Source organism: Desulfofustis glycolicus DSM 9705 (assembly GCF_900130015.1).
GTDB lineage: Bacteria > Desulfobacterota > Desulfobulbia > Desulfobulbales > Desulfocapsaceae > Desulfofustis > Desulfofustis glycolicus.
The window spans coordinates 32077-55375 of record NZ_FQXS01000012.1 but is presented as its reverse complement, the minus strand read 5'-3'; the positions used below and the strand labels follow the sequence as shown (position 1 = coordinate 55375).

19 protein-coding genes and 1 pseudogene are annotated in these 23299 nt (G+C 57.2%); 9 read left to right on the top strand and 11 right to left on the bottom strand.

Annotated elements, in window-relative coordinates; translation table 11 throughout:
• Positions 1 to 18 precede the first annotated feature (18 nt).
• Positions 19 to 2295, top strand: a complete 2277-nt coding sequence (clpA, locus tag BUC26_RS11130) for an ATP-dependent Clp protease ATP-binding subunit ClpA (protein ID WP_073376012.1) — start codon at positions 19 to 21, stop codon at positions 2293 to 2295.
• A 155-nt stretch (positions 2296 to 2450) separates the two neighbouring features.
• Positions 2451 to 2792, top strand: coding sequence for a histidine triad nucleotide-binding protein (locus tag BUC26_RS11125; RefSeq protein WP_073376010.1), 342 nt, complete (start codon positions 2451 to 2453; stop codon positions 2790 to 2792).
• An 83-nt stretch (positions 2793 to 2875) separates the two neighbouring features.
• Here the strand turns inward: BUC26_RS11125 and BUC26_RS23585 are convergent, their stop codons facing one another.
• A complete protein-coding gene (locus tag BUC26_RS23585; protein ID WP_161949840.1) occupies positions 2876 to 3067 on the bottom strand; it encodes a hypothetical protein in 192 nt (63 codons plus the stop codon).
• Between the two features lie 202 nt (positions 3068 to 3269).
• Between BUC26_RS23585 and BUC26_RS11120 the strand changes: the two genes are divergently transcribed.
• From BUC26_RS11120 to BUC26_RS11090, 7 genes are all read left to right on the top strand, one after another.
• Positions 3270 to 4520 (top strand): DNA recombination protein RmuC, encoded by a 1251-nt coding sequence (locus BUC26_RS11120; protein ID WP_073376008.1) that lies wholly within the window; start codon positions 3270 to 3272, stop codon positions 4518 to 4520.
• Positions 4521 to 4826: 306 nt separating this feature from the next.
• Positions 4827 to 6356, top strand: coding sequence for an AMP-binding protein (locus BUC26_RS11115; RefSeq protein ID WP_208609772.1), 1530 nt, complete (start codon positions 4827 to 4829; stop codon positions 6354 to 6356).
• The gene (locus tag BUC26_RS11110) at positions 6356 to 7174 is read left to right on the top strand and encodes an amino acid ABC transporter permease (RefSeq protein WP_073376006.1); all 819 of its coding nucleotides are present in this window, start codon (positions 6356 to 6358) and stop codon (positions 7172 to 7174) included. The genes BUC26_RS11115 and BUC26_RS11110 overlap by 1 nt, the downstream gene beginning before the upstream one ends.
• A gap of 62 nt (positions 7175 to 7236) precedes the next feature.
• Positions 7237 to 8079 carry a transporter substrate-binding domain-containing protein gene (locus BUC26_RS11105; protein WP_084540603.1) on the top strand — a complete coding sequence of 281 codons (843 nt, stop codon included), beginning with the start codon at positions 7237 to 7239 and terminating at the stop codon, positions 8077 to 8079.
• 79 nt (positions 8080 to 8158) lie between these two features.
• Complete coding sequence (locus tag BUC26_RS11100; RefSeq protein WP_073376004.1) at positions 8159 to 9043, top strand: amino acid ABC transporter permease; 885 nt, start codon at positions 8159 to 8161, stop codon at positions 9041 to 9043.
• Positions 9027 to 10412 carry an MFS transporter gene (locus BUC26_RS11095; protein WP_073376002.1) on the top strand — a complete coding sequence of 462 codons (1386 nt, stop codon included), beginning with the start codon at positions 9027 to 9029 and terminating at the stop codon, positions 10410 to 10412. The genes BUC26_RS11100 and BUC26_RS11095 overlap by 17 nt, the downstream gene beginning before the upstream one ends.
• 333 nt (positions 10413 to 10745) lie before the next feature.
• A complete protein-coding gene (locus BUC26_RS11090) occupies positions 10746 to 12443 on the top strand; it encodes a potassium channel family protein (protein WP_073376000.1) in 1698 nt (565 codons plus the stop codon).
• Positions 12444 to 12614: 171 nt separating this feature from the next.
• Here BUC26_RS11090 and BUC26_RS11085 read toward each other — a convergent pair whose 3' ends face one another.
• From BUC26_RS11085 to BUC26_RS11040, 10 genes and pseudogenes are all read right to left on the bottom strand, one after another.
• Positions 12615 to 13388, bottom strand: a complete 774-nt coding sequence (locus BUC26_RS11085) for a formate dehydrogenase accessory protein FdhE domain-containing protein (RefSeq protein ID WP_073375999.1) — start codon at positions 13386 to 13388, stop codon at positions 12615 to 12617.
• A gap of 8 nt (positions 13389 to 13396) precedes the next feature.
• Positions 13397 to 14452, bottom strand: a complete 1056-nt coding sequence (locus BUC26_RS11080; RefSeq protein WP_073375998.1) for a cytochrome-c peroxidase — start codon at positions 14450 to 14452, stop codon at positions 13397 to 13399.
• Between the two features lie 3 nt (positions 14453 to 14455).
• Positions 14456 to 14881 (bottom strand): annotated as a pseudogene (locus tag BUC26_RS11075) (DsbA family protein); the annotation flags it as partial.
• Positions 14882 to 14893: 12 nt separating this feature from the next.
• Positions 14894 to 15046, bottom strand: a complete 153-nt coding sequence (locus tag BUC26_RS23580; RefSeq protein ID WP_161949839.1) for a hypothetical protein — start codon at positions 15044 to 15046, stop codon at positions 14894 to 14896.
• A 96-nt stretch (positions 15047 to 15142) separates the two neighbouring features.
• The gene (locus BUC26_RS11070) at positions 15143 to 15733 is read right to left on the bottom strand and encodes a formate dehydrogenase subunit gamma (protein WP_073375995.1); all 591 of its coding nucleotides are present in this window, start codon (positions 15731 to 15733) and stop codon (positions 15143 to 15145) included.
• 1 nt (position 15734) lies between these two features.
• Entirely contained in the window at positions 15735 to 16508 is a 774-nt protein-coding gene (locus BUC26_RS11065; RefSeq protein WP_073375994.1) for a 4Fe-4S dicluster domain-containing protein, read from the bottom strand.
• 10 nt (positions 16509 to 16518) lie between these two features.
• The gene (gene fdnG / locus BUC26_RS11060) at positions 16519 to 19587 is read right to left on the bottom strand and encodes a formate dehydrogenase-N subunit alpha (RefSeq protein WP_084540602.1); all 3069 of its coding nucleotides are present in this window, start codon (positions 19585 to 19587) and stop codon (positions 16519 to 16521) included.
• Positions 19588 to 20087: 500 nt separating this feature from the next.
• The gene (gene pncA / locus BUC26_RS11050) at positions 20088 to 20738 is read right to left on the bottom strand and encodes a bifunctional nicotinamidase/pyrazinamidase (protein ID WP_073375990.1); all 651 of its coding nucleotides are present in this window, start codon (positions 20736 to 20738) and stop codon (positions 20088 to 20090) included.
• The gene (locus tag BUC26_RS11045; RefSeq protein ID WP_073375988.1) at positions 20735 to 22291 is read right to left on the bottom strand and encodes a nicotinate phosphoribosyltransferase; all 1557 of its coding nucleotides are present in this window, start codon (positions 22289 to 22291) and stop codon (positions 20735 to 20737) included. Before BUC26_RS11045 ends, pncA begins: the two co-directional genes overlap by 4 nt.
• Before the next feature lie 118 nt (positions 22292 to 22409).
• Positions 22410 to 23225: a 50S ribosomal protein L11 methyltransferase gene (locus BUC26_RS11040; protein ID WP_073375987.1), complete on the bottom strand. Its 816-nt coding sequence runs from the start codon at positions 23223 to 23225 to the stop codon at positions 22410 to 22412.
• Between the last annotated feature and the right edge of the window lie 74 nt (positions 23226 to 23299).

The window sequence follows — 23299 nt, the reverse complement described above, 5'->3', positions numbered from 1 at the left end:
ACCAGCGAGTAGCACCTTATGTTAAGTAAAACGTTAGAAGCATCATTGATCAGGGCCATCAAGGAAGCCAAGCTGCACAACCATGAGTTCGTCACCGTCGAACACATGCTCTACGGACTTCTTTACGATGAACTGACCACCTATATCATCCGGGAGTGCGGCGGTTCCGTGGAAACACTGAAACAACGGCTCGAGTCGTTTCTGTCCACAGAGATTCCGACCATCACCGCCGCCACCGGCGGTGATCCGACCCAGACCATCGCCTTTAACCGCGTACTCCAGCGGGCCGTGGCCCACGTCCAGAGCTGCGGCAAAAAAGAAGTCGACTCCGGTGATGTCCTGGTGGCGATCTTCTCCGAAACCGAATCCCATGCCGTCTACTTTCTCAGCTCGGTCGGAGTCGGCCGGATGGCCGTGGTCAACCTGATCACCCATGAACTTCCGGAGGGGCTGCAGCAGGAACCACTGCCTCACCCGCCACCGGATCCCCGGCAACAGCCGCAGACCGGCAAAAACGACAAGGAAGACCGGGCCCTGGCCGACTTCACGATCAATTACGCCCGGCTTGCCGAAGAAGGGAAAATCGATCCGTTGATCGGCCGCTACGAAGAAATAAACCGGATGATGCAAGTCCTCTGCCGGCGCAAAAAAAACAACCCGCTGCTGGTCGGTGAACCCGGCGTTGGCAAGACCGCGATGGCGGAAGGGTTGGCGCTACGGATCCACGAGGACAAGGTGGCCCGGTCCCGTGGGGACAATTCACTGGTGCCCCAGTTGCTGCAGGATGTCGAGATCTACCAGCTGGACATGGGAACCCTGGTAGCCGGCACCAAATACCGCGGTGATTTCGAAAAACGGCTCAAAGGTGTGGTGGCGGCCATCGAGAAGAAGGAGAACGCTATCCTGTTCATCGACGAGATGCACACCATCGTCGGTGCCGGCGCCACCAGCGGCGGCTCGATGGATGCCTCGAACCTGCTGAAACCGGCACTGCAATCGGGCATTCTGCGCTGCATCGGCTCGACCACCTACGAGGAGTACAAGAATCAGATCGAAAAGGATCGGGCTCTATCCCGCCGTTTCCAGAAAATCGATATCGAAGAACCGTCAGTCGACGACTCGGTGAAAATTCTGCGCGGCCTTCAATCCCGTTATGAAGAGCACCATCATATCCGCTACTCAAAGGCGGCCGTCCGGGCCATGGCGGAACTCTCCGATCGGTATCTCAACGAGCGTTTCCTGCCCGACAAGGCCATCGATGTGATGGATGAAGTCGGTTCCCTGTTCCGGCTTGAAGACCGCCAGAACACCATCGTCAAGGTACCCGATGTCGAACGGGTCGTCTCCCGGATCGCCCGCATTCCGGCACGAACCAGGAAAGCTGCCGACATGGAATCGCTCCGGGTGCTTGACACGACTCTAAAATCGGTCATTTTCGGCCAAGACCCGGCCATCGACGCGATTGTCCAGGCGGTCAAACGCTCCCGGGCCGGTCTCGGCAATCCCGATTCGCCGACCGGCAGTTTTCTGTTCGCCGGCCCGACCGGCGTCGGCAAGACCGAAGTGGCCCGTCAGCTGGCCAGAGTGCTGGCGGTGCATTTCGAGCGTTTTGACATGTCGGAATATATGGAGAAACACGCGGTTGCCCGGCTGATCGGCGCCCCTCCGGGCTATGTCGGCTTCGACCAGGGCGGGCTGCTCACCGAAGCCATTCGCAAACACCCATACTCGGTACTGCTGCTCGACGAGATTGAAAAAGCGCACATGGACATCTTCTCCATTCTGCTGCAGGTCATGGACCATTCGACACTGACCGACAATTCGGGGCGCAAGGCCGATTTCCGCAACGTGATCATCATCATGACCACCAACGCCGGTGCCCGGGAGCTGGCAGCAAATGCGATTGGTTTTGTCGGAGACAAAACCAAAAAGGGCAGCAACAAGGCGGTGGAAAAACTGTTTTCACCGGAGTTTCGCAATCGCCTCGACGGCATCGTCACGTTCAGTGCCCTGAACAACGACGCGATGCAACAGGTGGTGGGCAAGCTGATCGGTGAACTCGAGGCGCAGCTCTCCGAGAAACGGGTCAAGATCGAACTAACCTCCGTGGCCCGGGAATGGCTCGCGACCAAGGGATACGACCCGGATTACGGCGCCCGCCCGCTGCGCCGTCTGATCATGCGTGAAATTGGCGATGTGTTGGCTGAAAAAATCCTGTTCGGCGAACTGGCCCGCGGCGGCCTGGTAAAAATCGGTATTCGCAGCGATGCTTTGCACTTTACCTATAACCCCTGACGGGGCGTCGCAACGAACGATTAAAATCAACGCCGTGGTCGGAATGGCCGGTTGGTTTTTGAAGGTGAGCGGGGGACAGGTTAAAACCTGTCCCGCCGTTTTCGTATAGAGCCCCTGACGCGAACCGTAAACCAATCTTTTCCCGTGAGGTACCGATGACCGATTGTTTGTTCTGCAAAATCATTGCCGGCGACATCCCGGCAGAGACCCTTTATCAGGACGACGATATCCTGGCATTCCGGGATATCTCCCCCCAGGCCCCCCAGCATTTCCTGATCATCCCGAAAAAGCACCTGAACGGGCCGGCCGCAATCACGGCCGGTAACGAGGAGCTCTTCGGCAAAATGATGCGCGTGGGCGCCGAACTTGCCGCGCAAAACGGCATCGGTGAGGGCTTCCGGGTCGTGCTGAACAACGGCGAGCAAGCCGGCCAGACGGTCTTCCACCTGCACATGCACATCCTCGGCGGTCGCCCGATGACCTGGCCGCCGGGCTGAACCTCAAGCAACGGTGAACCTCAAGCAACGGCGGGACAGGTTTTAACCTGTCCCCCGCTGACTATGAAATCCCAAGCTGACTATCAGATCAGGCGGAAGGGCTGGCCGGTCCTGCCTCCGGCTGCTGCGCTGCGGCCTGATCGGCTGGCCTCCGAGGCCGGCAGACAGGCCATCCATGGCCTGTCCGCAGCCCTTCGGGCCTGATTCTCCGGCCCGCCGGGCCTTCGCGATGCAGCCTCCGGCAGCACCGACCAGCCCGGGGCACTGATGTTCATAAAAACTCCATGAGTCGAACTCTCTATAAACAATGACAAGCACTGTCACGTACGCCAGGACTGATCGTTTCTCCAGCCAGCTGCTGTCTTGCGGCCTTATCTGCCGAGTCTCGACCAACGGCGGTACAGGTTTTAACCTGGTTTCCGCTAACCATCGGGTGGCACCTGCTGTACCGGCCAGCGACAAACCGGATGTAAGCAGATGACCACCTGGCAACGGTTGCTGACCCTGGCCGAATCGGCATCTCCCGCTGCTACACTCTCCCTGGCGGCGGCGGGGCTGGTTCTGCTCCTGCTTCTTACGATTGCCAGCTGGCGCCTGCTGTACTGGAAAAGCCGGTCCCAGGCCCTGGCCGGCCGGGCCGCCGCACTTGAAGAGCGGTCGACGCTGGAACGGGCACACGCAGAAGAAAAAATCACGCTGCTGCAGCAGGCCGGAGACGATCTACGTCTCCAGTTCAAAAGCCTCGCCCAGGAAATCTTCGATGAAAAAACCAGCAGTTTCAGCCGGCTCTCCAGCGAGCGGCTTGAGGGGCTGCTACAACCATTCCGGGAACAACTGCACGCGTTCAAAGGAACCGTGGAACACGCCTTTCTCGAAGAAACCAGAGAGCATGCTGCACTCAAGCAGGAAATCGTCCATCTGCGGGAATTAAACCGCCGGATCAACGACGAAGCCGCCAATCTGGCCAGGGCCATCTCCGGCGACCGGAAATTGCAGGGGACCTGGGGAGAATTGGTGCTGGAAAAGCTTCTTGAACAATCCGGGCTGCGGCGCGGTCACGAGTACGAAACACAAGTCGGGCTGCGAGACGGCGACAACCGGTTGTTTCGCCCCGATGTGATTGTCCGCCTGCCGGAACAACGTGATATCGTCATTGATTCAAAGGTCTCACTGTCGGCCTGGACACGCTACATCGAGACAGACGATGAAACGCAGCGCAGCCGGGCTCTGGCCGAACATGTCGAGGCACTGCGGCAACACCTGAAAAGCCTGGCAGGAAAAGATTATCGCTCCCTCAAAGGGTTGCGAACCCTTGATTTCGTATTGATGTTCGTGCCCATCGACGCCGCCTTTATCTCCGCAATCCAGGCCGAGGAAGACCTGGTCGGCGAGATGTATTCGAAAAATGTCATTATCGTCACGCCGACTACGCTGCTCGCCACGCTTCGCACCATCGAGCACTTCTGGCAGCTTGAACGACAGAACCGCAACGCCTTGGAAATTGCACACCGGGCCGGCATGCTTTATGAAAAGTTGGTCGCCTTCCTCGAGGACATGGAACGCCTCGGACGCCAGATCGACACCTGCAAGGACACCTACGACAAAGCATTGACCAAAATCAGCCAGGGCCGGGGCAACTTGATCGACCAGGCGGCTCGATTTCCGAAACTCGGCGTCAAGATCCGCTCGGACCTGCCGCGAACGATGACCGACAAAGCTGATGCCTGACTGTCAACTGTCCGACACCGAGCCCCTTATGGCTCCACGGTGCACCGGATAGCTGCAGATCAGCCGTGGAGCCAATCGCTGCCGTTCCGTTTGTTGCCAAACAGGAGCAAACATGGTACTCAATTGCAAACGTGTCCCAAAAGCCTCTGAGCCAAACTTCAGACTGAGCGATTTCAGACAGTTATCAATCAAACAGGAGCGGCCAGAGAGACGTTGGTCACGCCGTCCCGCGTGACGATCCGGGCGGTGGTTTCGGCGGCATCGACGCTGGGCCCCTCGGGTTTCTTTCAACCAGGAGGAAGACTCGTGCTGCTTCATCACCATTTTATCGATATCGCCAAGAAGATGGGCGATTCGCTGGCTATCCACGACTTCACAACCAACAAGGAAGTCTCCTATCATCGGGCGCTCCTCGCCTCTCTTCTGCTCTCCTCCGTTTTCAAATCCTACGACAAGGGGTTTGTCGGGGTTATGCTGCCGACTTCGGCCGGCTGTATTCTGTCCAAAATCGGCTTGCTGATGTGCGGCCGTATCCCGGTAATGATCAATTACTCCACCGGTGCCGACCAGAATGTCCGTTATGCCCAGAAAAAATGTGGTTTCCATACGGTTATAACGTCCCGCGCGTTGCTGGAGAAGATCGATTGTCCCTATGTCGAGGGGATGATCTATATCGAAGACATCATGGAGGGGTTGAGCGGCCTGCAGAAAGTAAAAGCGGCTCTGTTGGCCAAACTGCCGGCCGCGGTGATAAAATCACTCGTCAGCAGCGGCCAGGATGACGATGTCGCGGTCATCCTGTTTACCAGCGGCAGCGAGAAAGACCCGAAAGCGGTACAGTTGTCCCACAAGAATATTGCGGCCAACGTACTCGGCGCCGCCGAGCGGTTTGGCTTTACACGGGAAGACAAGTTCCTGTCGTCACTGCCCTATTTCCACGTCTTCGGCCTGACGGTCAATCTGTGGGTGCCGGTTATCCACGGCTGCACCATCCTCTCCTACGCAAACCCGCTCGATTACCGTACCATCTGCGAAATCGTCAGGGATCACAAGGCCACACTGATGGTCGGTACGCCCAGCTTTTTCTGGGGGTACCTGCGCAAATCGGAAAAAGGCGACTTCGATTCGCTACGCATCGCCCTGGTCGGTGCCGACAAATGTCCCGATGCCCTGCGGGACGCCTTTAAGGAAAAACACGACCAGACCCTTTACGAGGGATACGGCGCCACCGAATGCTCCCCGGTCATCTCGGCCAATTCTCCCAATGACAACCGAGCAGGCAGTGTCGGCAAGCCGATCCCGGGCGTCCAGGTCAGGATCGAGAATTACGAGACCGGCGAAGAATGCGGCCCCGGCGAGGACGGCAGGATCCTCGTCAAGGGCGACAATGTGATGAAAGGCTATTACGACGACTTCGAGCAGACCTCGCTGCATATCCGTCACGGCTGGTACGACACGGGGGATATGGGCAACATCGACGACGACGGCTATCTCTGGCATGTTGGCAGAATCAAACGCTTCGTCAAAATCGGCGGCGAGATGATCTCCCTCGTCAAGATCGAATCCATCCTGGAAAAAATTCTGCCGGAGGATGTCCAATGCTGCGTTGTCGAGGTACCCGACTCGACCAAGGGCGCCAAGATCATCGCCGTGACCACCGAATCGCTCGATGAAAAAGCCATCATGAAAAAGCTTGCCGAACAATTGCCGAAAATCGCCCTGCCCAAACAATTCCTCGTCTTCGATGACCTGCCGAAAATGGGCAGCGGCAAGATCGACTTTCGTAAGATCACCGAAACGGTGCGCGAGACGCTCAGCGAAAAGCGCTCCAGCTGATGGCCGACGCACGGCTTAGCCGAGCAGCGACGATCGTTGCTGCTCGGTATCGCGCACCGATCATCGACACCATCCGTTTCTCCCTGCTGCTGGTACTGCTCGGCTGGCTTCTGTCGAAAAGTTTTGCAACACTCGGTTATAACTGGCAGTGGCACCGCGTCAAACCGTTCCTGTTTACCATCTCCGATGCCGGGATCACCCCCGGCCCACTGCTCTACGGCCTCGGCGTCACTCTGCAGATCTCTGCACTGAGCATGATTTTTTCCTTTCTTATCGGCATGTTCATCGCCCTGCTGCGGCTCTCCGGTTCGCCCGTCGGTCAATTGCTGGCCCGTGGCTATCTGGAGGTCATTCGCAACACCCCGCTGCTCATCCAGATCTTCTTTATCTATTTCGTGCTCGGCCCGGTGTTCGGACTGGGGCGATTTCCCGCCGCAGTACTGGCCCTGAGCCTGTTTGAAGGCGCCTACGCATCGGAGATTTTCCGCTCTGGCATTCTGTCCGTCGAGAAAGGCCAGTTGGAAGCTGCCGCGAGTCTCGGCCTGAAACAGCATTTGATCTACCGCTTTATCATTTTACCGCAAGCGATTCGTGTCGTTCTGCCCCCGTTAACCAGTCAGGCCATTTCTCTGATCAAGGATTCGGCACTCGTCTCCACCATCGCCATCTATGATTTGACCATGCAGGCGCAAGCCTTGATTTCAGAAACTTTTTTGACCTTTGAAGTTTGGTTCACCGTTGCCATTCTTTATCTGGTGATTACCGTTACCCTGTCTTTCCTGGTAGCTTTCCTGGAAAGTCGTCTCAAGATTTCCTGACCACACGATTGCACCGCTTACCGTCACTATCAGTCATCATTTTTCGCCGAGGAGGAGATGACATGCTGCAGACCAGACTGAAACGTTCCATCGTTGTTCTTACCTTCATGTTCCTCGTATTTGCCGCCGGCCCCGGCCTGGCCCTGGCCGCATCAATCCAGAACGATCTGGCGCGGGCCAGCGTGATTGAGCAGATCGTCAAACGCGGCGTCCTGCAGGTCGGCATGGATACCTTCGAGCCCTGGGCCATGAAAGATAAGAATGGTCAGTTCATCGGCTTTGAAATCGACGTGGCCAGACGGCTGGCCGAGGATATGGGCGTCACCGTTGAATTCGTGCCGACAGCCTGGTCGGGCATCATTCCGGCCCTGCTGACCGGTAAGTTCGATGTGATTATCGGCGGCATGGGCATCCTGCCGCAACGGGCGCTCAAAGTCAATTTCAGTCAGCCTTACGACTATTCCGGCATGGCCATCGTCGCTCACCGGGAACGGGCCGCCGGCTTCGACACGCTCGACGATTTTAACAAAGTTGACGTGGAAATTGCCGTCAAACTCGGCACCAGTGCCGTCACCGCGGCCAGAAAATACCTGCCGCAGGCAACCCTGCGCATGTTTGAGACCGAGCCCCAGGCCTACCAGGAGCTGCGCAACGGCAATGTCCACGCCGTGATCGGCAATGCCCCGAAACCTGCCTTTGAAGCACTGAGCTACAGTGATACCCTGTTTTTACCGATCGAGGGCACTTTTACCAAAGAACCGATTGGCTTCGCACTACGCAAAGGAGATCCCGACGCACTCGCTTTCTTCAATTCCTGGATAACCGGCGTTAGGGAAGAGGGATGGCTCAGCGAGCGGCACCATTACTGGTTTGAGACCCGCGACTGGATCGACCAGGTCAAATAGCGGCTGCCCGCTCTATTCCGACGAGATGCCCGGATTGACCACGCTTCCCCGGTGAGTCCCGTTCCGGGCTCGATCCATTATGAACCGCCGCTCATCTGCACTCTCTCTGCTCGATCTGGTATTGATCGCCGGCTTGCTGGGACTGATTTCGTTCATCGTCTACCGGCTCGCCTTTGCGCTCAATTACCAGTGGAACTGGTCGATCATCCCGACCTATCTCGTCCGTTACGACGACAGCAGCGGTCGCTGGCTGCCCAACATCCTGCTCGAGGGGCTGTTCACCACGATCCGCTTGAGCATCTGGGGAATGCTCATCGCCGGCGTTCTCGGCTTGTTTATCGGCATCGCCCGGACCGCCCGTGGACTCTTTCCTCGGCTGTGCTCCCGAACCTTTGTCGAGTTGATCCGCAACACACCGCCCCTGGTGCTGATCTTCATCTTCTATTTCTTCGTCAGTAACCAGATCCTGCCGGCCATCGGCATCGAGGGTTTCGTCCGCAGCCTGACTCCGGCGTGGCAGGAGCGACTGGCCATCCTGGCTGCACCGCCCGGCCTGATCGTTCCGTTTCTGTCCGGCGTTGTCACCATCGGTCTGTTCCAGTCGGCCTACATCACCGAGATCGTCAGGGCCGGCATCGAGGCCATCGATACCGGGCAATGGGACGCCGCTCGGGCCCTCGGTTTTACGCGCTGGCAGCAACGCTTCTTCGTCATCCTACCCCAGGCGTTGCGGCTGATGCTGCCGCCGCTGGCCAATGAATTCATCAACACGATCAAATATTCTTCGATCGTGTCCATCATTTCCATCCAGGAATTGACCTTTCAAGGGCTCCAGGTCATGGCTTCGACCCAGGCCTCCATCGAGGTGTGGCTGACCATCACCGCCATCTACCTCGTTCTCTGCCTAACCCTTTCGCTCGGGGTCCATCACCTGGAAGGACGATTCAATGTCCATCGTCGCTGATCACCGGCCCGTCGGCAGGGAGGAGCGATCGTGCTTCTCCATCCCCAATATCCGCCTGTTCATTGCCTTCAGGATTCTGTTCAACGCCCGTTTCTACTATCCGGTCTTCACCGTTCTCTTCCTCGATTATGGTTTGACCATCGAGCAATTTGCGCTGCTCAACGCCGTCTGGGCGGTTAGTATCGTGAGCGCCGAAATTCCGTCCGGGGCAATGGCCGATTTGATCGGCCGCCGGCGCCTGCTGGTGCTGACCGCACTGCTGATGATAGCTGAAATGAGCCTGCTCGCCTTTGTCCCGTTGGCCAATAGCACCGTGGTATTCTGGGCCTTTCTCATCAACCGGATACTGAGCGGCCTGGCGGAAGCGATGGCCAGCGGGGCCGACGAAGCGATCGCCTACGATTCTCTGCTCGAAGACGGCAACCCCGACCACTGGCCGCGAGTGCTCAGTGTCCTGATGCGCTTGCAGGCCCTGGCCGGAGTCGTGGCGATGACCATTGGCGCCTTGGTCTACGATCCCGACTTGATTAATCGGCTACTCTCCTGGCTGGCCATCGATCAGGTCGTCAGCCAACAGGTCACCATGCGCTTTCCCATCTATCTGACCCTGCTACTCGCCATCGGCGCCTTCTTCGCGACCATCGGCCTGCAGGAGCGCAGCAACGGGGAAACGGTTTCACTGGCGACCATACGCAAGGCTTTTTTACTGACCATGCAGGCCGGTCGCTGGATTCTGCACACGCCGTTTGCGCTGGCCGTCATCCTGTTCGGCATGTTTTACGACCATCTCCTGCGGCTCATTATCACGCTGGCCAGCCAATATTTTCGCCTGATTCAACTGCCGGAGGCGAGCTTCGGCATGATCATGGCATCCTTCTCTCTGCTCGGCCTGCTGGTTCCCAAGTGCGCGGAATGGCTGGTCGAACGCTTCTCGCCGGCCGCCAATTGCGGCTTGCTGGGCCTGCTGACACTGGCAACCTTGTGGGGGCTGAGCGGCTTTTTCCCGTATCTCGGCGTCCTGCCGATGGCCGGGGTGATGATCGGCCTGCTGCTCACCTCCTTTTTCACCAGCCACTATCTCAATCGCGCCACCGCATCGGCGAGGCGGGCTACCGTGCTCAGTTTCAAGGGCCTGCTCTTCAATCTGGCCTATGGCTTGATCGGCGTCTTTTTTGCGTTGCTGATCAGCCATGTGCGCAACGGTCTGCTTCTGGATAAGCCGTTGCTGTCGCCCGAACTGCTTGAAAACGAGGCCTTTCGCCAATCTTTTTCCTGGTTTCCCTGGTACGGGCTGGCCCTTGGCCTGCTGCTTGCTGCCATTTCCTACCGGCTCCTCCACGCCCGGTCGTCACCCACCGATGAGACGTGATGCTTCGATGGACAGGCTGACCAGCTTTATGTCCCACAGCACGGTTTCCGAATCAACCGTCGATATGCTATAGTTTTATTGCCTTCAGGTTCCGTTATGGACGGTCGAACTATTGCTGCCCCGACCCTGATATTTTATGTGAACATCAGTCCCCCGGGCTGGCCGGTTCTGCTGGAGGCAGGACCGGCCAGCCCTTTGAACCACGACACCGATTTCATGTTTTGTTGTGACGTCCCGTCCAGGGGGGGCATGACCATGTATTGCTGCCAAGCTGCACCTGGTGCCCAGGCTCTTTGCTCTCCCGATAATCGCTTAGCCCACTGAGGTGGCTGTATGAAATTCGTCGTACCCCAGTTGATGTTTTTCTTTCAGGATAAGACGACCAAACGAAACGTGGTGGTCTTGTCCAAATTCCTCGCCTTCCTACTGTCAGTCATCTGTCTTTATTCAATCCTTTTTCACCTGCTGATGGCATACGAAGGTCAGGATTTCTCCTGGGTGACCGGTGTTTACTGGACACTGACGGTTATGTCGACGCTAGGCTTCGGCGATATTACCTTTAACAGTGATCTCGGCAGGGTCTTTTCGATATTCGTCCTCGTTTCAGGCGTGCTCTTTCTGCTCATCATTCTGCCCTTCACCTTTATCCAATTCTTCTACGCGCCCTGGCTCGAGGCCCAGGAAAAGGCCCGGACCCCACGGCAACTCCCGAATGAAACCGAAGGGCACGTGCTGATCACTTCTGTCGATCCAATCACCACGCGCTTGATCGACTACCTTAACCGACGGCAGGTTCCCTACGCCGTCATCACCGGAAGCCAGCAGCATGCCGCAACCCTGCTCGATCAAGGTTACCGGGTAATCGTCGGCGACCTGGATCGTCAAGAGACCTACCGCCAGACTCAGACGGACAAAGCGGCACTGATCGTCGTGACCAACGACGATCTGATCAGCACCAATATCTGCTTTACCATTCGCCAAGTCAGTGAGGATGTGCCGATTGTCACCAATGCCGCCAACAAACACTCCATCGATATCCTCGAGTATTCCGGCAATGTCAGCGTCTACGAATTCATGACCATGCTCGGCGTGTCCCTTGCCAGAAGGGCCTTTGGCGTTGGCCTGGGAACCACCATGATCGGCCGCTTCGGTGATCTGCTCATTTCCGAGCTGCCGGTGCGCTACACCAGCCTGGAGGGGAAGAGCCTTGCCCAGGCCGGTATTCGGCAAGCCACCGGGGTCACGGCGATCGGTATGATGGAAAAAGGCAAGTTCATCGTCGCCAACCCGGAAACACGTATCTCCGCTCAGACCATTTTAATTCTGGCCGGCACCAGTGGACAACTCAAAGCCTTCGACGAGCATTTCACCGTCGCCATCCAGCAGTCCCCCGACATTCCGCAAGTGCTGATCCTCGGCGGCGGCCGGGTCGGTCAGGTGGCAGCGGCAACACTTGATCAATACGGTATCAACTTCCGCATTGTCGAAAAACGATCCAACATCGGCACTGGTGCCTACCGCGAGAAAACCATCTGCGGCGATGCCGCAGATCTTGACACCTTGAGAAGCGCCGGTATCGAGCAGGTCAAATCGGTTATCATCACCACGCACAGTGATGATATGAATATCTATCTGACCTTTTACTGCCGGCAACTTCGCCCTGATATGCAGATCATCAGCAGATCGATTCTCGAAAGAAGCGTAGCCAAACTGCATATGGCCGGTGCCGACCAGGTCATGTCCTACGCCTCCCTCGGCGCCGGGATCATTTTTCAACTGCTGCAGCCAAACGAGATCTCACTCTTTACCGAAGGTCTTGTCGTGCTTCAGCGCCAGGCCGGAACGCATTACGCCGGCACCTCGATAATGACTTGCGGTATCCGCGAAAAAACCGGCCTCAGCATTATTGCCATCCGGCAACATGATCACCTGCACATCAGTCCTGATCCGGAAACAATGATCGAAGAAGAAGACGAATTGATCTTTATCGGCACCCCCGATCAGGAAAAATTGTTTGAGGAGCTGTCCTGACCGGCAGGCAACGACCGACTGCTCGCCACGCCTCTCTCGTCGGAACGCCGCGCTGCCCGTTTCCGGCCGGACAAGCCCGACAAAAAAAGGGCCGCCCGATCAGGCGGCCCTTGGCGACGCAACAGAACCTTTTTCTTGGGGACGCCGGAACTGACCGGCGCCGATTGTCGCTTATTCCATTTTTTTCAGACCGATAGGATTGGGTGCCTGCCGGGAAAACCCCTGTCCCTGAGCAACCAGGTCGAGCGGCAAACTGGCCAGATCCGCCAGATCAAACGTCATTTTCTGTAAAGCCGAATCTTCAACAACCTTGACATAGGTCTTACACTCGTCGCAGGTCGCTACCCGGAATCCCGGCTCATCATCGGACATCAGGGTATTGAGTTTGTCGATGTTCTCGCTGCCGCAGTGCAGACAGCCGATAAACCGCGAATACGGGCCGGAGGTGCCGCAGAACGAACACTGGATGCGGCGCTGCGGACCATCCACGATGGAAACCAGCGTAGCTCGTGCCGAGCAAAGGGGGCAGCGGCCGTCTTCCCAGATGCTGCCGTCCAGGACAAATCGCTCACGCAAGGCCAGGAAATAAGGCCTGCTCAACAGAAACAGCAGAGAAGCCCACTCTTCGTCAGTAAACGGCTCGGCAGCCTTCATCGGAGCATCTCCGAGCGGCAGTTGCATAAAATCGAGCTCGCCCTGCTCCAGTGCCCGGCCGAGCGGAGCCAGCTCTTCTTCCGGCAGATCAAAGGTCTCGAGAAACAAGCGAAAGACCGCAGCACTCGCTTGCTGGGGATAGGCCCGGGCATCAGCGGCCGACATGTCCTCTCCGTCATCCGGCAGCAAGGCTGCCACCTCCTGCTGAAACTGCTGCCAACGGGCATAAAACTCGAGTGGGTCCTTGAGATGCGGCCGCTGCTCAATCAAGGTCGGGATATCAATGGTCATGCGTCTCCTTAGGGTATCTTGGGATAGGTTAACGGGGTGATCTCACCGGCAAGACCTTCTTCCAGAAAGGCTTTGAGCTGCGATTTTTCCGCCGGGGAAAGAGCCAACGGTTTCAGCGCGGTGGTGCCGGCGCCGCCGCCGGCGGCAAAAAAGTCGAGCACTTCATCAAGCGTCGCAAAGATGCCGTTGTGCATGTACGGTGCGGTTGCGGCAATCTCTCTGAGCGTCGGGGTCTTGAAGGCCTTCCAATCGGCACGATCCTTGGTGATCAGGTAGCGACCAAGATCTTCGTCCAGCGTCCGGTACGCTTCAAAATTGTGGAGCTTGGCGACAAAACGCCGGGTAGCGGTGATCCGCGGGTCTTCAAGATGGTCTGGATTCTCAGGAACATAAAGGGCGTGAAAGCGGTTGTCCATCAAATTGGGGCCGTAATGACACGTGACACAAGCCGCTTTGCCGATAAACAGCTGATAGCCCTGCCGCGCATCCGGCGAAAGCGCCGTTTCATCTCCATCGAGGAATCGGTCCAGCGGGGCATCGCGGGAGATCAGGGTCCGCTCGAAGTCGGCTATGGCGATGGCAATACGCTCCAGGGTGACATCCCCATCGCCAAAGACTGATTTGAATTCAGCAACATATTCAGGAACGGATCGGATTTCTTCTTCTAGAAAATCGAGGTTCTGATTCATCTCAAAGGCCGACATCATCGGGAACAGGGCCTGCTCCTCCAGGGTTGCAGCACGCCCATCATGGAAGAACTGTTGATGAAAGACGACATTGATCACCGTCGGTGAATTGCGCCAGTTTTTGGTCGTCGGGTAGTTGAGCGAGATTTCCATGCCATCGCTATACCCCTGTTCAGGATCGTGGCAGGTACCGCAATTCATCGTTCCGTCGCCGGACAGTCGCCGGTCAAAAAAAAGCTTTTTCCCAAGCTCGGCCCGAGCTGCCAGCTCAGGAGTCTGTTCGGGTAGCATCGCATCGGTAATGGCGGCCAACTGCCCGGCCACAGCAACTGCCGGCAGGCAGAGTCCGGCCAGGAGCAGCCATGCAATTTTCTTCATCGATCACCCTCCCGTCCGCGTCAATTCCTCATCTATCATCTTCTTAAAATACTCGAAGGGCCGCTCCCCGACAACCTGCAGACCGTTAATAAAAAATGTCGGCGTGTTATACAGATCGATCGACTCGGCCAGGGCGATATCACGGTCAATCTCCCCGGCATGAGCATTGCTGTCGATCGACGCGGTAAAGGCTTCAACATCGAGCCCCAACTCGCCGGCATAGGCGATCAGGCTGGAGCGATCCAGTGCAGGAGACCGGGTCAGCAGCAGATCATGCATCTCCCAGTATTTACCCTGCTCTCTTGCCGCCAGTGAAGCCTCAGCGGAAATGCGGGCGAAATCTCGATATTTGTACGGATAGTTTTTGATCACCAGCCGGATTTTTCCTGGATAACTGGCCACAAGTTGCTTGACGGTCGGACCGACCGCTACACAATGGGGTCACTGAAAATCGATGAATTCAATGATGGTTATCGGCGCACCGTCAGGTCCGAGAGACGGGGAGTCGCCAATCGGTACATCAACCCGTTTTTCGCTCGCCTGTGCGATGCCGAATAATAACAGCACAACAATGCAGATCAGGGCTTTTTTCATCGTCAGTAAAAAAAGGGGATACCGTGGTATCCCCTTTTCCCTCCTTGAATATTGTTCATCGGGCGAAGCGGCCGTTGGCCACCTGCCACCGACACATCAGCTAATCCACTTGGGATGCCGCTTTTTGGCGGTTTCCAGCGGCATGGTACCGGTCACCATGATACCGAAAGTACCCGGATTTGCCAGGGTACCGAGATAGATATGAACCGGCACGACGACAACAAAGACAACGAAAGCCACATTGTGTACCAGGTGAGCAAGAAGCATTATGCTTCCGTTATCCTTCATGAACCAGATGGCGAAACCGGAAAGCGCAATGGCGATGCCGGCCAGCAGGATAATCAGATAATAGAGCTTCTGGCCCGGATTGTACTTGCCCATCGGCGGCACTTTTACCTTGTGGGACAGATAGCCGCCCGCCACCTTGAACCATTGCCGGTCGTCGGCGTCATAGTGTAGTGCATCTGCAAGGTAATGGCGCATGGAGTAGAGCAGGGACACCGAGAAGACGACGCCCGCCCAGTTATGCACCGATTTCATCGTATCAAAGCCGCCGAAGACACCGCCGACCGATTCCATATGGAACAGGAAGGCAAACCCGGTGATTACCAGCAGGATGCAGCTTCCGGCGAGTATCCAGTGATTCAGGACCTCGTCGACACTTGATTTTCTTACCATCTCTGCCATGTCACACCTCCTCTTCCTGATCCTTGTGGGGACCGATCGCCAGATAGTGGATCGCCGCGGCTCCAACAACTCCACCCAGACCGATCAACGAGAGCGGCTTGAGGTAGGTATGCCAGAAAACGACACTGCTTGGAATCTCCGGATTTTCCTTCATCCCGTACAGCTTCGGCTCTTCTTTGAATGCGTAGATCGAACCAAGGCCGCCCAGATCCTTCTCCCCGTAGATGGTGCCGAATCCCTCTTGCTTCGCAGCACCGACCAGCTCGTCCCGATCTCCGAACTTCAGGGCACCGGTGGGGCAGGTCTTGGTGCAGGCCGGTTCCATGCCGGCACCGATCCGATCGAAGCACAGGTGACATTTCGTCACTTTGTCCTCCGCGTCATAGCGAGGAACATCGAACGGACAGGCGTTGACGCAGAGCTTGCAGCCAATACACTTGTCTCGATCAAAGGCCACCGCGCCATCATCGGTCCGATACAACGCACCGGGCGACGGACAGATGGTCATGCAACCGGCATCCTCACAATGCATGCAGCGCCGGCTCAGGAAAAGCCAGCGTACCGCATTCTGGTCCGACGGCACCTCGCTGTACTGAATCATGTTATAGGCCGCACTGGCCAGGTCCGGCGGGTTCTGGTAGGTACCGTTGTTTTTTGTCTTGATGGCCGACAGCTGGTTCCATGATTTACAGGCGACCTGGCAGGCCCGACACCCGATACAGAGTTCCGGGGTAACCAGGATTGCTTTACGGCTTGTGTTCGTATTATTAGCCATGGTTCACCCCCTATGCCTTCCGGACGTTGACCATGAAGGCCTTCGACTCGGGTATCATTGTGTTCGCATCACCGACGTTCGGCGTCAGCAGGTTCGCTGAGTCGAAACCGCTGCCGTCCTCCGGAAACTGCCAGCCGAAATGCCAGGTCAGGCCGACCTGGTGGACCGTCGAATTAGCGATCTTGAACGGCTGGAACCGCTCGGAGACCATGGCGATCGCCTGCACTTCACCACGCCCCGAGGTGACGACAACGGTGTCGCCATTATTAATCCCCAGTTCTTTGGCAAGTTCGATACTTATTTCGCAGAAATTCTGCGGCTGCATCTCCAGCAGCCAGGAGCAATGCCTGGTCATAACGCCGGTCTGCCAGTGTTCGGTCACCCGGTAGGTACTGGCGACAAACGGGTAGCGCAGATCGCAGGAGTAGAACGCATCGGAATCGCCGCCGAAAATTTTGATGGTCGGATTGATCCGCTGACTCGACATCGAGTTTTCCTCGAGCGGGCACTCCAGCGCTTCGTAATGCTCGGGAAACGGTCCTTCGGCCAGACCGGGGCCAAAGATCGAGGCGACTCCGTCCGGCTTCATAATGAAGGGCAGTTTGCCCGACTGACCCATCGGCGGCGGCCCGCCGTCGACGACATCACCGACCCACTTCTTGCCGGTCGCATCCCAGGCCAATAGCGGCCGCTTCGGATCCCACGGCTGACCCTGCAGATCGACAGAAGCCCGGTTGTAAATAACCCGCCGGTTGACCGGCCACGACCAGGACCATTCGGGATAGAGCCCCAGGCCTGTCGCATCCGTCTTGCCGCGTCGGGCCATCATATTGACGGGTTTGCCGTCCACCTGGATATACGAGTTGCAGTAGAGCCAGTTGCCGCTCGAGGTGGACCCATCGGCCCTGAGCAGACCGAAGCTCTTCACCAGGTCGCCTTTCTTGCCGATCAGCTTCGGCGGCTCAACACTCGTGTCATACACGTCCTGAGTATAGTAGCCGTTAATGTGCTTGGCGACGGCATGAATATCGACATGTTTGACCTTACCCGCCGAATCGCGCTCGCCGTAGTCCCAGAACAGATTGACCACCGGATCGGGATAGGCGCCGCCTTCCTTCTGGTAGAGCTGTTTGACCCTGAAATAAAGCTCATTGATGATATCGGCGTCGGGCAATGACTGTCCGACCGGCTCGACGGCCTTATAGCGCCACTGAGCCCAGCGCCCGGAATTTGAGATACTACCCTCTTTCTCCACTGAAGACGCACAGGGCAGCATAAATACCTCGGTCTGGACATCAGCCGGGTTCATGCCGGGACCGCGCCAGAAAGAGCCGGTCTCGTTGTCATAGAGATTGACGTTGACCATCCACTTCAGTTTTGACAGGGCGGTCCGTGTCTTGTTTGAATTGGCGCCCGAACAAGCGGGATTCTGCCCCCAGGCGAAGAACCCTTCGAATTTACCGGCAAGCATGTTGTCAAAAAGATTGAGCCAGGAGCAATTCTGGCCAACATCCAGTTTTGGCATCCATCCATACCCGAAATCATTCATCGCGGTTGCCGCATCTCCATAAATTGCCTTGAGATAACTGGTGATATACTTGTTGCGATTGGACCACCAGTTAACGCTGCCCGGTTCAGTGGCTTTTGGGGTAGTTTTCTCGATATAGGTAGCCAGGTCAACGAGCGACGCGTTCGGTACCGGGTTATAGCCTGGCAGAATATGGAAGAGAATGCCGTGATCCGTTGACCCCTGGACATTGGATTCACCACGCAACGCATTGACACCACCACCGGGCATCCCCATATTGCCGAGCAGCAGCTGGATGATGGCCATGGCCCGGATATTCTGGGTACCGACGGTATGCTGGGTCCAGCCCATGGCATAACATTCGGTCCCGACCCGGTCCGGCTTGCCGGTCGAGCCGTAGAGTTCGTAGACCGCCTGCAATTTATCCAGCGGCGTGCCGGTGATATTCGACACCGTTTCCGGAGTATACCGGGCATACTGTTTTTTCAGCAGCTGGAAAACGCAGTTCGGATCTTCCAGGGTGGGATCTTTCAGGGCAACGCCGTTCTCGTCGCGCTGAAAAGACCAGGTTGTCTTGTCATACTTACGCTGCGCCTCGTTATAGCCCGAATAGAGCCCGTCCAGATCGGCCGGCCCCCGGAAATCCTGGTTCACCAGAAACGCCGCGTTGGTGTAGTTGACCACGTATTCCCGAAAATAGAGATTATTTTCCAGGATATAGTTGATCATACCGCCGAGAAAGGCGATATCCGTTCCGGAACGGAGTGGGGCGTAGAGGTCCGCTTTTGCGGAGGTCTGGGTAAAACGGGGATCGACGCTGATCAATTTGGCGCCTTTTGCCTTGGCACGCATGATCCACTTCATCGAAACCGGATGGTTTGACGCCGGGTTACCGCCCATGGCCAAAATGACATCGGCGTTTTTCAGGTCAATCCAGTGATTCGTCATTGCACCGCGTCCGAACGACTCTGCCAGAGCCGCAACAGTTGCGGAGTGTCAGATACGCGCCTGGTGTTCGACCCACACCAGGCCCCAGGACCGGACAAGTTTTTGCATCAGGTAGCATTCTTCGTTGTCCATCGCAGCACTGCCGATATGGGCGATGCCTTCCGTGCGGTTGACAACGAAACCTTTTTCAACGGTCTTGAAGCTCTTGTCCCGGCTGTCCTTGACCAGCCGAGCAATGCGGTCGAGGGCCCAGTCCCATTCCACCTCTTTCCAGGCCGTGCCGCCCGGTTCACGGTACATCGGTTTCCCGAGGCGGGTATCGTTGTTGGCCATCTGCACCAGCGACGACCCCTTTGCGCACAACGTTCCCTCGCTGATCGGATGATCCGGATCACCCTCGGTCTGGATGACCTTGCCGTTTTCGGTGTAGACGATAATGCCGCATCCGACGGAACAGTACGGACATATCGTCGTACTCTGCTTGGCGTTCTTGATCCGCAATTCCTGCGCATACACTTTCGCAGGATCGAGGTTCACGCCGAGCGTTCCGATCAGAACGGTACCGCCTGACAGTTTCAGAAAATCCCGTCTTGACACTCCCATTGAAGCCTCCTCCTCGTTATAAGGATTTATTTCCGGGGTTTATTGTTCCGGGGTTGCAAAAATTCCCCAATGATCAACCTGTGCTATGATGCCTCTCCGAGAGATTCGGCACCAAATCGCTTTTCTCAATGGTCCTGCTTCGGTAGGCATTGCTGACCCCTCTCAATTACCGACAGGCGTTTGGGAAACGATTGCGGCCGGGATACCACCTAATCGAAGTTTCGGGCAATCCAATCGCTGCGTAGCGACGGCCCGGACGGTGAAACCGGTCGAAAAACCTGCTCAGCGTGAGAAGAATAGTAAGAATGCCTGATTATACGGACGGCAAGAAGAGAAGAGAATCGGGCCCCCGCCTATTTTCCGGAAGGAAAAAGGCTTGAGACCATGTAGGAAATGAACTGAGTCGCTGTAGGACAATACCCTAACACGCACCGGCGGTCGGCTGACAGATGGCCGGCTGCTGCCGGTCGTGTGCCGACCGGCCAGCGCCTGGCAGCCGGTCAGATCGAGGTCGGCGGCTTCTCGGTAACACAGCGGACGCCGGCCGCTTCGAGCTCGCCGACCACCTGGTCGCAGGTCGCCGCATCGATGGCCCTGGTGCCGTTCATCAAGACCCGGGTCCGGTAACCCAGTGATGCGGCATCGAGAGCGGTGGACCGGACGCAATAGTCAAAGGCCAGGCCGACAATATCGACATCGGTTATCCCGTAGCTCTTCAGGGCCCGGTCCAGCCCGGTGTCATGACGTCGGGCGTTGTCAAAAAAAGCGGAGTAGGAATCAACCTGCGGATCCTGCCCTTTCTGAATGATCAACGAGAAAGCACCGGCCCTGGTGATGTCGGTCAGCGTCTCCCGAATCTGTTCCTGAAGGCGGGCCCCCGGGCTGCCTTGCACGCAATGATCGGGCCAGAGCACCTGCGGCAGACCGGCCAGCTCTCCCGTCTGGAAGGGAACCGCATCGGGATGGTTCGAGGCAAATGAACCGTGGTCCGAAGGATGCCAGTCCTGGACGGCGACGATCAGCTGATAGTCCCCGGTTCGCTGCATCATGTTCCGCACGAAGGGAATGATCTCGTCTCCCTGCCCCACCGCCAACGCACCGCCCGGCAAAAAGTCGTTCTGAATATCGGTAACCAGCAGTGCTCGTTTCATCGTTGTCTCTCCCCTGATTGTCGCCTGCCGTCGTATCCATTGGTTTTGTGCCTGTGGATTTTGGCAAGCTCGTTTTCGCGCATGCGCTCTCTCCGCGCATGGAGCCGTGCCGACAACCCGGCGGCGTATGTGTGCGGATTATCGAAACGCAAAATGGTCCGATCGAAGTCGGTCAGGCCGTTCAGTGTTCGCTGCCGCAGATCCGATAGCAGCGACTCCTTAGCGACCCGCCTACCGTCAACAAAGAGTGGTTGAAGCAGCTGTGTTCGGGACACATCGGCGGTCGGTACGGTCCAGTGCTGCCGCGGATCGACCGGTGAAATAATAGTCTGAGCGGTTCCATCCCGTCCCGGCTCCTCTTCGCTTGCGCTATCAAAAATAATGTCCCCGACGCAACGGCTGCCATCGTGCAGACGGACAACATCCAGGCAACCGGGGATCGATGCTTTGCTCGCCTGATCTGATAGTTTCATCCTCTCTCCGAGGATTCCGTCTTTGTCGGTTACCGCTGCCAGTTTGTAGACACCTCCCAGCGCCGGCTCGTCGAAGGCCGTTGCCAGCTTGGTACCAACGCCCCAAATATCGATCGGCGCACCTTGACCCTTCAGGCTGACGATCAGTTGTTCATCAAGATCGCCGGAGGCAACGATCCTGGTCTTCTGAAACCCCGCGTCATCGAGGAGTTTTCGAGCCTGTCCAGCCAGATAGACAAGATCGCCCGAATCGAGCCTGATGCCGAGCAGATCCTCGCCCCGCTCTCGCAACCTCCGGCCCGCATCAATGGCGTGGCGAACACCGTCGAGGCTATCGTAAGTGTCAACGAGCAGTACCGAGTTGTGCGGAAAGACCTGGCAATAGGCATGAAATGCCGTCAGTTCATCGGCAAAAGCCATGATCCAGCTGTGGGCGTGGGTGCCGCGCACCGGAATTCCGTACTGCTGGCCGGCAAGTACGTTCGAGGTAGCGTCAATACCACCGATATAAGCCGCCCGACTGGCCGACAGACCGCCGTTGAGGCCATGGGCCCGCCGCAGGCCGAACTCGAGAACCTCGTCCCGGCCTGCAGCCAGACGGATCCGTGAAGCCTTGGTTGCCACCAGGCTCTGGTAATTAACGATGGCCAGCAGGGTCGTTTCGATCAGCTGTGCGTCAAACAGCGGAGCCCGCACGCGAACCATCGGCTCGTGCGGAAAAACCAACGTTCCTTCGGCCACCGCTTCAATCGAACCGCGAAACGTCCATCCAGCCAGGTAGCGTAAGAACTCATCGGTGAACAACGGCCGCTCGTTCGCACCGGTCACGGTAGCCAGGTATGCGCAATCCTGTTCGCTGAACCGATGACGGGACAACCAGTCGGCAAACACTTCGATACCGGCAGCCACTACATACCGTCCACCAAAAGGCGGCGTCCGGTAGAACATGTGAAAAATACTGTCCCGCTCGGCCATAGCCGACGCCCAATAACCCTGGGCCATCGTCAGTTGGTAGAGATCGGTGGCCAGCGACCAGGAAGGCTCCCGGTGGTTCAGTACTTCTCTATTGTCGCCGATCATGGCTGACACCTCCGTTGAACGTCGGGACAATCATCGTCGCGCTCGGCAGGGCTGGTTGTCTAAAAAAAGTAACGCATCTTCCAAAGTTTCGCAAAATACCGGTTCCGCCCGTTCGATATTACCTGACGCAGCCGAGCAAAGTATGCCACAGGCGGCCGGTGTGCCAATGTCTGAGAACGACCACCGGCAACTTCTCGAGCAGCGCTCGGATCTGCTCCGCTTCCCGGGTCTGCAGTCCCGAGAGCACAAACCATTTCTGTTCCAGAAATTCGTCGCCGGTGATGATATCACGCAGGACCGGATAACCGATATTGGCCACCAGCAGGTCGGCCGCAACACCGCACCACACCTCGGCCCGACCATTGACAACAATGACCCGGTCTTGCGCGTCGTTGAGTATGACATTACGGTGGGTGGTTCGCGCGGCCAGCAGGTTGACATCGACCGCCACCACCTGCCGGCAACCAAGCTTCACGCCAGCCAGGGCGAGCAGTCCGCTACCGGTGCCGAGATCGATCAGACGGTGGACAGACCCAGCCCGGCAGGCGATCTCCATAGCCGCCAGACAGGCACAGGTAGTCGGGTGGGTGCCGTTGCCGAAGACGAGGCCGGGATCAAGGACCAGCCGATATTCATCCGGCCCGGCCACGGCCTTGAGCCATGGGGGGGTAACGAGAAAGCGGCCGATCCTGAGTGGCTCGACAGTGGTGCCCTGCCACTGTCGGTAGCTCATACAATAGTAGTCGACCAGCGTCAGCGCGGCATCTTCATGAACCAGGTCGGCGACAAAATCAGGCTGCGGTTCCCGGAAAAACAGGAACGAGTGATCGTCCTCCTGCCAATTGCCAAGAAATCCCTGCGGAAACGTCTGCCGATCGGAGATCAGGCCCTTCAGGCAGTAAATCGACAACATGGTATCGGGCAGGAGGTTCATCGACACACACCATCTTGGACTATGGCCGACCGCCTATCGACGCTCCGCCGCGGAAAAACGCTTTTTTTTAGCTT

Excerpts from the sequence above, each read along its gene's own strand:
- clpA (WP_073376012.1), top strand. The coding sequence starts at position 19 with ATGTTAAGTAAAACGTTAGAAGCATCATTGATCAGGGCCATCAAGGAA.
- BUC26_RS11125 (WP_073376010.1), top strand. The coding sequence starts at position 2,451 with ATGACCGATTGTTTGTTCTGCAAAATCATTGCCGGCGACATCCCGGCA.
- BUC26_RS23585 (WP_161949840.1), bottom strand. The coding sequence starts at position 3,067 with ATGAACATCAGTGCCCCGGGCTGGTCGGTGCTGCCGGAGGCTGCATCG.
- BUC26_RS11120 (WP_073376008.1), top strand. The coding sequence starts at position 3,270 with ATGACCACCTGGCAACGGTTGCTGACCCTGGCCGAATCGGCATCTCCC.
- BUC26_RS11110 (WP_073376006.1), top strand. The coding sequence starts at position 6,356 with ATGGCCGACGCACGGCTTAGCCGAGCAGCGACGATCGTTGCTGCTCGG.
- BUC26_RS11105 (WP_084540603.1), top strand. The coding sequence starts at position 7,237 with ATGCTGCAGACCAGACTGAAACGTTCCATCGTTGTTCTTACCTTCATG.
- BUC26_RS11100 (WP_073376004.1), top strand. The coding sequence starts at position 8,159 with ATGAACCGCCGCTCATCTGCACTCTCTCTGCTCGATCTGGTATTGATC.
- BUC26_RS11095 (WP_073376002.1), top strand. The coding sequence starts at position 9,027 with ATGTCCATCGTCGCTGATCACCGGCCCGTCGGCAGGGAGGAGCGATCG.
- BUC26_RS11090 (WP_073376000.1), top strand. The coding sequence starts at position 10,746 with ATGAAATTCGTCGTACCCCAGTTGATGTTTTTCTTTCAGGATAAGACG.
- BUC26_RS11085 (WP_073375999.1), bottom strand. The coding sequence starts at position 13,388 with ATGACCATTGATATCCCGACCTTGATTGAGCAGCGGCCGCATCTCAAG.
- BUC26_RS11080 (WP_073375998.1), bottom strand. The coding sequence starts at position 14,452 with ATGAAGAAAATTGCATGGCTGCTCCTGGCCGGACTCTGCCTGCCGGCA.
- BUC26_RS23580 (WP_161949839.1), bottom strand. The coding sequence starts at position 15,046 with ATGAAAAAAGCCCTGATCTGCATTGTTGTGCTGTTATTATTCGGCATC.
- BUC26_RS11070 (WP_073375995.1), bottom strand. The coding sequence starts at position 15,733 with ATGGCAGAGATGGTAAGAAAATCAAGTGTCGACGAGGTCCTGAATCAC.
- BUC26_RS11065 (WP_073375994.1), bottom strand. The coding sequence starts at position 16,508 with ATGGCTAATAATACGAACACAAGCCGTAAAGCAATCCTGGTTACCCCG.
- pncA (WP_073375990.1), bottom strand. The coding sequence starts at position 20,738 with ATGAAACGAGCACTGCTGGTTACCGATATTCAGAACGACTTTTTGCCG.
- BUC26_RS11045 (WP_073375988.1), bottom strand. The coding sequence starts at position 22,291 with ATGATCGGCGACAATAGAGAAGTACTGAACCACCGGGAGCCTTCCTGG.
- BUC26_RS11040 (WP_073375987.1), bottom strand. The coding sequence starts at position 23,225 with ATGAACCTCCTGCCCGATACCATGTTGTCGATTTACTGCCTGAAGGGC.